Raw genomic sequence first — 12,829 nt, forward strand, 5'->3', positions numbered from 1 at the left:
TGTCAGCCGCCCAGGCCGCAATCCGGCATGTCGCTGACCAGGCTGGCCTGGGTGACGTTGCTGCCCGGCGGCACGCTGCGCGTAAGCCAGACGTTGCCGCCAATGGTCGACCCCTTGCCGATGGTGACGCGCCCCAGAATGGTGGCGCCCGCGTAGATCACGACATCATCTTCGATCAGCGGATGGCGCGCCAGGCCTTTCTTGAGCTCGCCGTTTTCGCCCGGCGGGAAGCGCTTGGCGCCCAGCGTGACCATCTGGTAGAGCCGCACGCGGTCGCCGATGATGGCGGTTTCGCCGATCACGACACCGGTGCCGTGGTCGATGAAGAAGCTGCGGCCGATGGTGGCGCCAGGGTGGATGTCGATGCCGGTGTCGGCATGGGCGATCTCGGCCACGATGCGCGCCAGCATGGGCACCCCCAGGCGGTACAGCACGTTGGCCAGGCGGTGGTGGATCATGGCGGCCACGCCGGGATAGCACAGCAGCACTTCGTCGACGCTGTGCGCGGCCGGGTCGCCCTGGTAGGCGGCGGTCACGTCCAGGTCCAGCGCGGCGCGCACGCGCGGCAGCTCGGCGCCGAACTGGCGCACGATCTCGATGGCGCGTTGCTGGGTATCGGCCTGCAACGCCGGATCGTGGCGCCCGACGTATTGCAGCTCCAGCCCGACCTGGTGCAGCAAGGCATCCAGCGCCGCGCCGATGGTGTGGCCGACGTAGAAGTCTTCGACTTCCTCGCGCAGGTCGATGGGGCCCAGGCGCATCGGGAACAAGGCGCCACAGAGGTCCTTGATGATCTGGCGCAGGCTTTCCTGGGACGGGAATTCACGCAGGCCGGCGTCTTCGCGCAGGCGGCCGCGGGGGCCGCGCCAGGCGACGCGGGCCTCGCGCAGGCCGGACACGATGCTGTCCAGGTTCCAGTGGGCGGGCGGCAGATAGGTCGGGCCGCTCATAGGGGCCGCCCCGCCGGGGTGGACAAGCCGGCGCGCAGGCCGGCCAAGGGATGGAAATCGAACATGAGGGTGCCTCGCTGACGGTGCATCGCCGGATGACGGCCGGGCCGCGCGGCGATGCTGCTTCGCAATATATCCGTCAACTGTAACCGCTTGCGCGGCATTCGCGGAATTCGTCCGACAGGCTGTTGGGGTTATGCCGCAGGGGGATCGGCGTCGTAGCCTTCGGGGTTGCCCTGCTGCCAGCGCCAGCCGTCGGCGCACATGGCGTCCACGCCATGGCGGCTGCGCCAGCCCAGCAGCGAGGCGGCCAGCGCCGGGTCGGCCCACATACGCTCGATGTCGCCCGGCCGGCGGGCCACGGTGCGCAGCGGAATGCGGCACTGGTTGACCCGTTCGAACGCGCGCACCAGTTCCAGCACGCTGGTGCCCTGCCCCGTGCCCAGGTTGACCGCGACAAAGCCAGGATGGCCGGCCGCATAGGCCAGGGCCCGCACGTGCCCCTGGGCCAGGTCCATGACGTGCAGGTAATCGCGCACGCCGGTGCCATCCGCAGTGGCGTAGTCGTCGCCGAACACGCTCAGGAAGGGCCGCCGCCCCACCGCCACCTGGGTGATGAAGGGGAACAGGTTGTTGGGCACGTCGCGCGGGCTTTCGCCGATCTGGCCGCTGGGATGCGCGCCGATCGGGTTGAAGTAGCGCAAGGTCACCGCGCCGAAAGCGGGCTCGGCCGCGCACAGGTCGCGCAGCATCTGCTCGACCATCAGCTTGGTACGGCCGTAGGGGTTGGCGGGGGCCAGGGGGTGCGCTTCGGTGAACGGCAGCGACTGGGGTTCGCCGTAGACCGTGGCGGACGAGCTGAACACCAGCCGCGCCACGCCGGTTTCGCGCATGGCGCGCAGCAGCGCCAGCGAGCCCGCCACGTTGTTGTCGTAGTACTTCAGCGGGTCGGCCACCGATTCGCCCACCGCCTTGCAGCCGGCCAGATGCAGCACGGCCTGCACCGGGTCGCCGTCGGCCGCCGCCTGTGCCAGCAAGCCCTGCACCCGGCCGGGCTGGCGGATGTCCCCTTCGATCAGGGGAATCCGCGCGCCGCACAGGCGTTCGACCCGCCGCACCGCCTCGGGGCTGCCGTTGCTGAAGTTGTCCAGCACCAGCGGCCGCTGGCCCGCGGCCAGCATCGCCACCAGCGTGTGGGCGCCGATGTAGCCCGCGCCGCCGGTGACCAATACCCGCATGTCCGCCATCGCCAGGCTCCGTCAGAGATGGGCAGCCACGCCGGGCACCCAGGCATGGCGCGGACGCGGCGCCTGCGCATGGCCGCGGTAGCGGTCGATCCAGTACGAGGTCGAGGCATCATGGCCCCAGTCGACCACGCCGGCCGACACAGGCACCGCCAGTTCGCGCTCGATGCCGGTGGCCAGCCGCTTGCCCAGTTCCACGCCCCATTGATCGAAGGGGTTGATGCCCCAGACCACGCTCTGCACGAACACCTTGTGCTCGTACAGCGCCAGCAGCGCGCCCAGGCCGCGCGGATCCAGCTGGCGCAGCACGATCAGCGTGGACGGCCGCCCGCCCGGATGCACCTGGTGGCGGGCCAGGCTCAGCGCCTTGTCCGGGTCGTCGACATGGGCGACGTCCAGCAGCGCCTGTTCCAGCGACTTGCCGCGCAAGAGCGCCTGGCGCTGCGCCAGGCAGTTGGCCAGCAGCATGCGATGGGCGTCCGGGCTATCGGCATGCCCTTGCAGGCTGGCGATGAAATCCACCGGCGCGCCCTCGGCGCTCTGGTGCAGCCACTGGAAGAAGGTGTGCTGGCCGTCGGTGCCCGGCATGCCCCAGATGATGGGAGCCGTGGGCACGCCGACATCAAAGCCGTCTCCGGCGACGCGCTTGCCCAGCGATTCCATTTCCAGCTGCTGCAGGTAGGTCACCAGGTGCAGCAACCGGGCGCTGTAGGCGGCGATGTTCAGCGAGGTATGGCCCAGCACGCTGCAGTTGACCAGCCCGGCCAGCGCCAGCTGCACCGGCGCGTTGGACGCCAGCGGCGCCTGCTGGAAGTGCTGGTCCATGGCTTCGGCGCCGGCGCGCATGCCGATCAGCACCTCGGCGCCGACCGTCAGCGCAATGGACAGGCCGGCGACCGACCAGACGGAATAGCGTCCGCCGACCCAGTCGCACATGCGAAATACCTGGCTGGACGGCACGCCCAGCGCGCGGGCCGCGGGCACGTTGGCGGTCACCGCCGCCAGGTGCGTGGACACGTCGGCCACGCCACCCTGCTTGAGCCAGGCGATGGCGGCGCGGGCGTTGTGCAGCGTCTCGGTGGTAGTGAAGGATTTGGACGACACCACCACCAGGCAGCGGCGCGGGTCCAGCCCGGCCACCGCGTCATGGAAGGCATGGCCGTCGATATTGGACACGAAGCGGATCTGGCGGCGCTGGCCCGCGCCGCCAAAGGCCTGGATGGCCAGGCGCGGCCCCCAGTCGCTGCCGCCGATGCCAATGTGCAGCACGGTCGAGAAATCGGCCGTCTGGTCGGTGCGGCGCACGAAGTCGGCCATGCGCGCGTATTCGCAGACCGAATCTTCGTCCTGCCCATCCGGTTGCTCGCGGGTGCGGCCGGCTCGCAGCGCCGTGTGCCAGGCGGGCTTGTCTTCAGTCCAGTTGACCGGGCCACCCGCGAACAGCGCCTGGCGAGCCGCGTCCAGCCCGCGGGCGCGCAGCAGCGCCAGGGCGGCCGCGTCCAGCGCCGGCGATTGCCGTTGCATGGTCAGGTCCACGCACAGGCCCGCGGCCTCGATCACCTTGAGCGCGCTCGCATCCAGCGGCGCGTCGACCGCCGCCTGCGCGTACGCCTGCCATTCGGGGCTGTCGGCCAGCCCTGCCATCTCGCTATCGGCCGGGGCCTCTATCGCAAAATTCGCCTTTCCCATCGCGTGATGCTCCTTAGAACGGTAAACGGATATGAGGTGCAATGCGCCGGAACGCATTGCGAAAGTCCTCCTCGATGCGGGCCAGGGCGGCCACGGTGTCTCCTTCAAAACGCAGCACCACCGTCGACGTGGTGTTGGACGGCCGCGCCAGGCCGAAGCCGTCGGCGTAGTCGACCCGCACACCATCCATGTCGTTGATGGACAGTGCGCCGGGGAATTCCCCGTTGGCACGCAATGCCTCCACCAGTTCGACGTGTTCGCCTTCGGCGGTTTCCAGCTTGATTTCGGGGGTGGCGCAGGACTGCGGCAGGCTTTCGAGCAGCGCCGAGGGGTCCGGCGCCGCGGACAGGATCTCCAGCAGCCGGGCGGCGGCATACAAGCCGTCGTCAAAGCCGTACCAGCGTTCCTTGAAGAAGATGTGGCCGCTCATCTCGCCGGCCAGCAGCGCACCGGTTTCGCGCATCTTCGCCTTGACCAGCGAATGGCCAGTGCGGCACATGGTGGCCTTGCCGCCCGCTTCGACCACGGCGCGGGCCACGTGCCGGCTGCATTTGACGTCGTACAGGATCTCGGCGCCCGGGTTGCGCGCCAGCACGTCGCGGGCGAACAGGATCAGTTGCCGGTCGGGCCAGATGATCTGGCCGGACTTGCTGACCACGCCCAGCCGGTCGCCGTCGCCGTCGAACGCCAGGCCGACCTCGCAATCGGAATAGCGCAGGCAATAGATCAGGTCCTGCAGATTTTGCGGGTCGGCCGGGTCCGGATGGTGGCCGGGAAACGAGCCGTCGACCTCGCAGAACAGCTCGGTGACCTCGCAGCCCAGCGCGCGGAACAGCGCCGGCGCCACCGCGCCGGCCACGCCGCTGCCGCAGTCGATGGCGATCTTCATCGGCCGCGTCATGCGGATGTCGCCCAGCAGCCGCGCCGCATAGCAAGGCTGCATCTGCATCTGGGTGCGCCCGCCCGCCACGCTGGCCGATTCGATCGGCAGGCGCATGGCGTCGCGCAGCGCCGTGATGCCCTCGCCATACAGCGACGCGCCATCCAGCACGATCTTGAAGCCGTTGTAGGCCGGCGGGTTGTGGCTGCCGGTGATGGCGATGCCGGCGCCGGTGTCCATCAGCCGCGCGGCGAAATAGACCATCGGCGTGGTCGCCATGCCGATGTCGATGACGTGCATGCCGGCCGAGCGCAGCCCGGCCTGCAGCGCCGCCGCCAGTTCCACACTGCTCAGGCGGCCATCGCGCCCCACCACCACGGCGCGCGCGCCCAGATCACGCGCCCGCACGCCCACCGCCATGCCCAGGCTATGGGCGAAGCGCGCGTCGATCTCGTCCGGCACCGTGCCGCGTATGTCGTAAGCCTTGAAGACCGCATCCAGGATCTGCGGGGATTCCCAGCCAAAAGTTCCATGCATGCCAGTTCTCCGCGGAGGTTACTTGGGGCCGTTCTGCTTGAAATCGCCGTAGTACGCCGCCCGCGAATAGCGGTAGCCGCCGTACTTGGACCGGAAGCCGAACCGCTCGGGCATCAACTTCAGGCCGTTGAACAGCACCCCGTCCACCGGCGCCCCCGCCTGGATCAGCCGCTTGGCCGTCTCGCGGATTTCGCCCACGGTATTCATGCCCGACCGCACCACCACCATGACCGCCGCCGCATGCGTGCCGACCACGGCCGCATCCGGCGAGGACAACACCGGCGCGGTGTCCAGGATCACCATGTCGTACTGGCTGGACAGCTCGCGCAGCGTCTGGCCGAAGATCGGCGACGCCAGCAATTCCGACGGATCGAAGGTGACGGCGCCCGTGGCGATGAAGTCCACGCCTTCGGACACGCTGTGCTTGCGCACGCGTTCGAGCGGGATGGTGCCCGACAGCACTTCGAACAGGCCGTCTTCCTTGGGCACGCCGAAATAGCGGTTCAGCTGGCCCTTGCGGAAGTCGGCATCGATCAGCAGCACGCGCTTGCCCACGCCGCCCTGGATGAAGGCGAAGTTGGCCGACAGGAACGACTTGCCCACGCCCGCCACCGGGCCGGTGAACATGACCATGTTGTTGGCCGACTGGCGCAGCGACGCCTGCAACACGTTGCGGAACGACCGCAGGCTTTCGATGGGCGGCGCATTGCCCTGGCTTTGCGCCAGCAGCGCCGGCACCATGGCGTTCTTGCGCCGGCTGCGGCGCCACAGCTTGTCCTGCAGGTCGCTATGGGGAATGGCGGCCAGCACCGGCAGGCCGGTGTAGCGTTCCACGTCGTCCGGCTCGGACAGGCCGCCGAACAGCGCGTTGCGCACGAAGGCGCACAGCACGCCGAAGATCAGGCCGATGGCCGTGGCCACGCCGATGATGATGGCGGCCTTGGGGCGCACCGGTTTGTCCGGCTGCACCGCGGCATCCAGGATGCGCACGTTGCCGACCTTGCCCGCGCGGATCAGGCGCAGTTGCTGGGCGTTGTTCAGCAGCCCCGTGTACAGCTCGGTGTTGACGCGGACGTCGCGCACCAGACGCACCACGTCCTGCTCCAGGTCGGGCAACTGCTTGATGTTGTTGCCGATGCGGTTGACGTCACCTGTCAAGGAGGCGATCTGGCGGTCGATGGCCACGATGCTGGGGTGGGTCGGCGCGAACCGGGTGATCAGTTCCTGGCGCTTGGCGCGCAGTTCCATCACCTTGGTCTGGGCGTCGACCGATTGCGCCAGGATCAGCTTGGCCTCTTCGCTCAGATCGATGGTGCCGCGTTTGTTGCGCAGCGAGTTGTACTTGGTTTCGGCCGCATCCAGTTCCTGCTTGAGCTGCGGCAATTGCTTGTCCAGGAACGCCAGCGACTTCTCGGCCTGGGCCGACTTGCGGTTGACGTTCTGCTGCACGTATTCCTGGCCGATCTGGTTCAGCACGGCGGTGGTCAGCATGGGATCATTGCCTTCCATCGTGACCCCGATCACGCCCGACGTGCGGCCGCGTTCAAAGATGCCCAGGCGCGACTGCACGTCCTCGATGGCCGCCAGGCGCGAACTGCGCGACACGGTGAATTCCGTGCCCGGGCGGCCGCTGAGCGCGTCGATGTGCACATCCATCGCCCCGCCACCCGGCAAGAGGAAATGTTCCGGCTTGCCCACCGTGCCCTTGAAGGTCGACCCGGTGACCTTGTCGAACAGCGTGTAGGCCCCCTCGCCCTGGGTCGTCACGCGTAACGGTTTGCCCAGCCATTCATTGGGTACGTCCAGCTGCGAAATCGAGATGGCTTCACCGCCCCAGGCATAGCCGCCGCGCGGCAGGCTGGACGGATACGGCAGGCTTTCATGGCGCTGCGCCAGCCATTCGCCCACCACCGGGAAGTAGCGCGGCTTGGCATGGATGTACAGCATGAACTTGTCGACGGCCGGCCCCACCACCATGCGCGAACGCAGCACTTCCATTTCGCCGGAGGTCTCGGCCTTGGTGTCGAAAATGGCCGAGACGTCGCCCAACAGGCTACGGCTCTGGCCTTGCGGCAGTTCCTCCTCCACCTGGACGATGATGTCGGCCTGGTAGACCGATGGCGTCACCATGACGTAGGCAACGGCGCCCAACAGCGCGATCAGCGTCATGGCGATGATCAGCCATCGGTTGGAAAAGATGGCGTCCACGTGCGAGGACAGCGGGGTTTCCTGCTGGCGAGCCGGGACGGAGGGCTCGAACGATTCGATAGGCAACGACATGCAGCTCTCCAAGAATAGGCGCCGCCGCGGTCGCGGCGCCCCCAAAGGCGTGGGTCGGGGCCCGCGCGCGCCCAGCGGCGCCGGGCGGGCCCCGGGTCGATTACTTGATGGAATGCACGGTCTGCACCGTTTGCGCGCTTGGGAACAGGTTGCTGATGAAGCGGTTCCACCGCACCAGGGCCGCTGTATCCACGAACACGACGTCTTTGGGTTGCAACTCGAACTTCTCCGCCACCGCGTAAGCCTGCGGCGAAGCGGCGTTCAGATGGAACACCAGCGGCGTCGCCTGCTCGGTACTGCGCACCACAAACACCTGTGACGAGTCCGCAGTCAGCTGGTTGGGTCCTCCGGCCACACCCAGCGCTTCGTTCAGCGTCAGCCTTCCATCCCTCATCACAATCGAGGCGGGCGTAGTCACTTCCCCCGTCACGAACACTTTGCTGTCGTCTCGCGGCGTCACCCGGACGATGTCGCCCGACTTGAGCATGACCTGGTTCAGGTCTTGCCCACGGTCGATCAGGGCAGGCAGGTTGACGCGGGTCGGCTTGCCTTCGCGAATGACATAGACGCTGCTGCGATCGCCCGTGGGCAGGATGCCTCCCGCGCGATTGATCGCTTCCAACAGGGTCATGGGAATGTCGTTGATCGCGACGGTGCCCGGCGTCTTGACTTCACCCTCGACGTAGACTCGCTTGCTGCGGTAGCCCAGCACCCGAACGGTGATCTGCGGATCCTGGATGTATTTACCCGAACTGTTCACTATGAGATTGCGCGCCTGAAGTTCCGTCAAGCCCGCCACTTTCAGCAGTCCTGTATAGGGAAATTGGATATATCCAGTGGATGAGACCGTATAGCCCGGAATGCCCGATGCGGTATCCCCGAAGGCTAGTTCGGTCACCCCAGTCCCGATGGCGTAGGTTTGCGTCGGAAGGACGAGCTCGGGGTGATCCCACACGACGATCGAAAGGATGTCGCCGGGCCCGATGCGGTACGGCTCGGTCTTGTCGACCAGCTTGGAAACGCCGTCGTTATCCAGCAGCGCCTGGCGGGCGCGGTTGTCGGCCAGCACAAGGCTGGGCGTGATTTCCCGGATTTCCGCCACCGAATTCGGGTCGAGCGGGTCGACGCGATGCTTGGCGTCGAAGGTCATGCCGGGAGAAAGGGCGCAAGCGCCCAGCGAGGACACGAGCGCGATGGCAGCAATGGCTCGGCTCAACGTTCCGAAAAATGTCGTCATGGCAAATCCACAGTGAATGACTTCGTTGCTTGGAAAGGAGCCCGATGCGTAACGGGTTGCGACATTCCACTCTCTTTTCCAAGCCCCGCACATTCGACGGATGCCCTAAGCCTTCTCCTACATCGTTTGGAGGTTTCGGGTGGCCCTTGCACTCAATAAGATTCCCACGGTAGCCACATGCTTTGCGGCGGTGCACCGTTGTTTTCCTTGCGGCCGCAGGGCGACTCCCCCCACCCAGGAGTTCGCGATGGATTCGTCCCAATCGGACACGTCGGCAAGATTCAATCGTTCCAGCTATCTGTACCGCATGCTGGACGCCGCAATCGTCGTCATCTGCGGCCTGGCCGTCACCGAACTGAAGTTCGCGGACGAGACGCTGGCGGACCCGCCGCAGATCCACCTGTTCCTGATCTATCTGTGCGGCCTGGGCGTCATCGCGCTCTTTCCCGCCTTCCGCCTGTACGTATCGTGGCGCGGACGGATGCTGACCGACCTGGTGGTGCGCAGCCTGGCGGCGTGGGCCACCGTGTTCGCACTGGGCATCCTGGTCAGTTTTCTCATGCATCAGAGCGCCGCGGTATCGCGCATGTGGGCGGCTACCTGGTTCGGCACGGCCGCCCTGGCGCTGGCCGGCGTACGCCTGGCGGTCTACGCCGTGCTGGGCGCGGCGCGCGATCGCGGGTTGAACCGCAAGCGCGTGCTGCTGGTGGGCTTCGGCGCGCTGGGCCATGACCTCTGGCGCCGGGTCGAACGCTATCGCGAGGCCGGCTACGAAGTGGCGGGCATCTACGCCGAACCGCACGAAAGCCTCCCCCCGCAGGTGCGGCGGCTGCATCAACTGGACGCCCTGCACGGCTTCGTGCGCGAACACAACGTGCGCGAAGTGTGGATCGTGCTGCCGATGGAGGCCGGCCAGGAACTGCGCGAAGTGCTGTATCACCTGCGCAACGACCTGGTGGACATCCGCTGGATTCCCGACGTGATGTCGATTCAGTTGCTGGGGCACCGCATCGGCGAGTTCCTCGGCTTGCCCGCCATTCAGCTGAACAGCCTGCCGGCCGCTGGCGTGCGCGGCCTGGCCAAGGAGGCCTTCGACCGCAGCTTTGCCTTCTGCGCCCTGATCGGCCTGTCGCCCCTGATGCTGGGCGTGGCGTGCCTGGTCAAGCTGACGTCGCGCGGGCCGGTACTGTTCACCCAGCCGCGCCTGGGCGTGGACGGCAAGGTCTTCCATGTCTACAAGTTCCGCACCATGACCGTGCACCAGGAACACGGCGTGGTCACCCAGGCCACACGCAACGATGCCCGCATCACCCGCATCGGCGGCTTCCTGCGCCGCACCAGCCTGGACGAGCTGCCGCAGTTTTTGAACGTGCTGCGCGGCGACATGTCGGTGGTCGGCCCGCGCCCGCACGCGCTGGAGCACAACGAGCTGTACAAGGACCTGGTGCAGCGCTACATGATGCGGCATCGCGTCAAGCCGGGCATCACCGGCTGGGCGCAGGTCAACGGCCTGCGCGGCCAGACCGACACGCTGCGCAAGATGAGCGACCGGGTCGAGCACGACATCTACTACATCCAGCACTGGACGTTCCGGATGGACCTGATGATCATCGCCCGCACGGCGATCTCCGGATGGACGGGCCGAAATGTCTACTGAACCGCTGGGCTGGCCCCCCCTGGCCGGCGTGCGCGCCCGCCCTGCCCCACGTCCCGCCCCTGGCCTGTTGCCCGAGGATGACTTTCGCCGGGCGGTGCAGATGCTGCCGCTGGTGTCCATCGACCTCTTGCTGCGCGACCCCGCCGGGCGCTACCTGACCGGCCTGCGCTGCAATCCGCCCGCCCAGGGCGCCTGGTTCGTGCCGGGCGGACGCGTGCGCAAGGACGAAACGCTAGCCCAGGCGCTACGCCGGCTGGCCCGCGAAGAACTGGGCCTGACGCTGCCGCCGCAGGCCTGGCGGCCACGCGGCGTGTACGAACACTTCTATGGCACCAATTTTGCCGGCGAGAACGGCCGCTCCACCCATTACATCGTTCTCGCCTACGAAGCCCAGCTGGCGCTGGATACCGCCAGCCTGCCGCTGGGGCAGCACCGACGCTACCGCTGGCAGCCGCCGGCGGCGATTGCCGCCGATCCCGGCGCGCACCCGTACACCCAGGCCTACTTCAAGGAGTCAGCGCCATGACCAACCCCCATCCCCCGTACCGGGCTGTCATCCTTTGCGGCGGCTCGGGCTCGCGCCTGTGGCCGTTGTCGCGGGAGCTGTTGCCCAAGCAATTCATCCGTTTGACCGATGACCGCAGCCTGCTGCAGAACACCCTGCGGCGGCTGGGGTCGGCCGGCGCCCAGGCTCGGCCGATGCTGGTCTGCAACGAGGCGCACCGCTACATCGCTGCCGAACAGGCGCTGGAGCTGGACATCCAGGACGCCGAGATCGTGCTGGAACCCTTTGCCCGCAACACCGCCCCGGCCATTGCCGCGGCCACCCTGCGGGCGATGCGCGACGGCGAAGACCCGGTGATGCTGATCATGCCGTCGGACCACGTGCTGGAAGACGGCCCGGTGCTGGCCGAGGCCTTTGCCCAGGCTTACCAGGCGGCTCGCCAGGGCGCGCTGGTGACCTTCGGCATCACCCCCACGGCGCCGCTGAGCGGCTATGGCTACATTCAATCCGCCGAACCCGATGACCTGGCCCCTGCCCGCCGGGTGCGCCGCTTTGTCGAGAAGCCGTCGCCGGAAGTCGCCCAGCGCTTCATCGAAGACGGCGGCTATTACTGGAACAGCGGCATGTTCGCCTTCCAGGCCTCGGTCTTCCTGGCAGAAATGGAACGGCTGGCGCCCAAGATCCTGGCCCAGGTGCGCCTGGCCGTCAGCGCCGGCCACGGCGAAAGCGCGCTGTTCCAGCTGGACGGCCCTGCCTTCGAGGCCTGCCCCAGCGACTCGATGGACTACGCCATCATGGAACGCACCGACAGCGCCGTGGTCATTCCGCTGGCGGCCTCCTGGAGCGACGTCGGCGCCTGGGACGCGGTCTGGGGCATTGCCCAGAAGACGGCGGAAGGCAATTCCACCACCGGCGACGTCATGGTCGAGGACTCGCGCAACTGCCTCATCCATTCGACCAGCCGCCTGGTGGCCTCGGTGGGGCTGGACGACATCGTGGTGATCGAGACGGCCGACGCCGTGCTGGTGGCCCACAAGACGCGGTCGCAGGACGTCAAGCGGCTGGTCGAAGTCTTCAAGACCCAGCATCGGTCGGAAATGAACCATCACCGCGAAGTGCAGCGCCCCTGGGGCTCGTACGACTCGGTGGGCCACGGCCCCCGTTATCAAGTCAAGCGCATCACGGTCAAGCCTGGCGCCCGGCTGTCGTCGCAGATGCACCACCACCGCGCCGAGCACTGGGTCGTCGTGTCGGGCACCGCCCGCATCTACAACGGCGACAAGCAGTACCTGCTGACCGAGAACCAGTCGACCTACATCCCGCTGGGCGAGGTCCACAGCCTGGAGAATCCCGGCAAGATCCCGCTCGAAATCATCGAGGTGCAATCCGGCGCCTACCTGGGAGAAGACGACATCGTGCGTTTCCAGGACATGTATGGCCGGGTATGACGCGCGGGACGCGGCCTCATCCTTTTGGCGTCCGGGCGTGGCCCGCTACTGCCTGCCTGCCGCCGCTGCGTTCTTCGGCGTGCTGATCACGGTGGGCAACCTGCCGGGCCTGGCGGCCCAGATGTCGGACACCTTCGGCGACAAGCGGCTGCACCTGGCCGCCTACGCCTTTCTGACCCTGCTGATCTATGCCTCGGTGCAGCGCCGGCCCGGGCTGACGGCCCTGCTGGTGGTGACGGCGCTGGGTGCGCTGGACGAATGGATCCAATCCTTTTTTGCCTATCGCCAAGCTGAACTCTTAGACCTTTTGGCCGATATCTCTGCGGCGGGTGCGACAGTAATCTCGTTGAACATCGGTTCCGCAGCCTTCGGCTCTTTTCGTGCAATGACTAAGTCTTAAGG

At 67.3% G+C, this 12,829-nt stretch carries 10 protein-coding genes; 4 read left to right on the forward strand and 6 right to left on the reverse strand.

Going from position 1 to position 12,829, the window contains the following annotated elements:
* Positions 1-2: 2 nt before the first annotated feature.
* The 6 genes from epsC to AC3WMR_RS20240 form a co-directional block, all read right to left on the reverse strand.
* Complete coding sequence (gene epsC, locus AC3WMR_RS20215) at positions 3-950, reverse strand: serine O-acetyltransferase EpsC (protein ID WP_025140092.1); 948 nt, start codon at positions 948-950, stop codon at positions 3-5.
* 194 nt (positions 951-1,144) lie between these two features.
* On the reverse strand, positions 1,145-2,197 hold the full coding sequence (galE, locus tag AC3WMR_RS20220; RefSeq protein WP_492264602.1) for a UDP-glucose 4-epimerase GalE: 1,053 nt from the start codon (positions 2,195-2,197) through the stop codon (positions 1,145-1,147).
* A 12-nt stretch (positions 2,198-2,209) separates the two neighbouring features.
* Positions 2,210-3,883 carry a glucose-6-phosphate isomerase gene (gene pgi, locus AC3WMR_RS20225; RefSeq protein WP_492264601.1) on the reverse strand — a complete coding sequence of 558 codons (1,674 nt, stop codon included), beginning with the start codon at positions 3,881-3,883 and terminating at the stop codon, positions 2,210-2,212.
* 13 nt (positions 3,884-3,896) lie between these two features.
* A complete protein-coding gene (locus AC3WMR_RS20230) occupies positions 3,897-5,300 on the reverse strand; it encodes a phosphomannomutase/phosphoglucomutase (RefSeq protein ID WP_175196203.1) in 1,404 nt (467 codons plus the stop codon).
* Between the two features lie 18 nt (positions 5,301-5,318).
* Entirely contained in the window at positions 5,319-7,580 is a 2,262-nt protein-coding gene (locus AC3WMR_RS20235) for a GNVR domain-containing protein (RefSeq protein ID WP_492264600.1), read from the reverse strand.
* Between the two features lie 100 nt (positions 7,581-7,680).
* Complete coding sequence (locus AC3WMR_RS20240; protein WP_175196201.1) at positions 7,681-8,817, reverse strand: polysaccharide biosynthesis/export family protein; 1,137 nt, start codon at positions 8,815-8,817, stop codon at positions 7,681-7,683.
* Between the two features lie 247 nt (positions 8,818-9,064).
* Here AC3WMR_RS20240 and AC3WMR_RS20245 point away from each other — a divergent pair, with 247 nt between their 5' ends.
* From AC3WMR_RS20245 to AC3WMR_RS20260, 4 genes are read left to right on the forward strand one after another with little or no spacing between them, the layout of a single operon-like run.
* Positions 9,065-10,474, forward strand: coding sequence for an undecaprenyl-phosphate glucose phosphotransferase (locus tag AC3WMR_RS20245; RefSeq protein ID WP_492264599.1), 1,410 nt, complete (start codon positions 9,065-9,067; stop codon positions 10,472-10,474).
* Positions 10,464-11,000: a GDP-mannose mannosyl hydrolase gene (locus AC3WMR_RS20250; protein ID WP_492264598.1), complete on the forward strand. Its 537-nt coding sequence runs from the start codon at positions 10,464-10,466 to the stop codon at positions 10,998-11,000. Before AC3WMR_RS20245 ends, AC3WMR_RS20250 begins: the two co-directional genes overlap by 11 nt.
* On the forward strand, positions 10,997-12,427 hold the full coding sequence (locus AC3WMR_RS20255) for a mannose-1-phosphate guanylyltransferase/mannose-6-phosphate isomerase (RefSeq protein ID WP_492264597.1): 1,431 nt from the start codon (positions 10,997-10,999) through the stop codon (positions 12,425-12,427). The genes AC3WMR_RS20250 and AC3WMR_RS20255 overlap by 4 nt, the downstream gene beginning before the upstream one ends.
* Positions 12,414-12,827, forward strand: coding sequence for a VanZ family protein (locus AC3WMR_RS20260; RefSeq protein WP_492264596.1), 414 nt, complete (start codon positions 12,414-12,416; stop codon positions 12,825-12,827). Before AC3WMR_RS20255 ends, AC3WMR_RS20260 begins: the two co-directional genes overlap by 14 nt.
* The last annotated feature ends 2 nt before the right edge of the window (positions 12,828-12,829 follow it).

The organism is Achromobacter sp. FW305-C-28 (assembly GCF_058783235.1).

What these genes read in the sequence shown, in the direction of transcription:
- galE (WP_492264602.1), bottom strand. Translation starts at nt 2,197, where the DNA reads ATGGCGGACATGCGGGTATTGGTCACCGGCGGCGCGGGCTACATCGGC.
- AC3WMR_RS20260 (WP_492264596.1), top strand. Translation starts at nt 12,414, where the DNA reads ATGGCCGGGTATGACGCGCGGGACGCGGCCTCATCCTTTTGGCGTCCG.
- AC3WMR_RS20250 (WP_492264598.1), top strand. Translation starts at nt 10,464, where the DNA reads ATGTCTACTGAACCGCTGGGCTGGCCCCCCCTGGCCGGCGTGCGCGCC.
- AC3WMR_RS20245 (WP_492264599.1), top strand. Translation starts at nt 9,065, where the DNA reads ATGGATTCGTCCCAATCGGACACGTCGGCAAGATTCAATCGTTCCAGC.
- epsC (WP_025140092.1), bottom strand. Translation starts at nt 950, where the DNA reads ATGAGCGGCCCGACCTATCTGCCGCCCGCCCACTGGAACCTGGACAGC.
- AC3WMR_RS20230 (WP_175196203.1), bottom strand. Translation starts at nt 5,300, where the DNA reads ATGCATGGAACTTTTGGCTGGGAATCCCCGCAGATCCTGGATGCGGTC.
- AC3WMR_RS20255 (WP_492264597.1), top strand. Translation starts at nt 10,997, where the DNA reads ATGACCAACCCCCATCCCCCGTACCGGGCTGTCATCCTTTGCGGCGGC.
- AC3WMR_RS20240 (WP_175196201.1), bottom strand. Translation starts at nt 8,817, where the DNA reads ATGACGACATTTTTCGGAACGTTGAGCCGAGCCATTGCTGCCATCGCG.
- AC3WMR_RS20235 (WP_492264600.1), bottom strand. Translation starts at nt 7,580, where the DNA reads ATGTCGTTGCCTATCGAATCGTTCGAGCCCTCCGTCCCGGCTCGCCAG.
- pgi (WP_492264601.1), bottom strand. Translation starts at nt 3,883, where the DNA reads ATGGGAAAGGCGAATTTTGCGATAGAGGCCCCGGCCGATAGCGAGATG.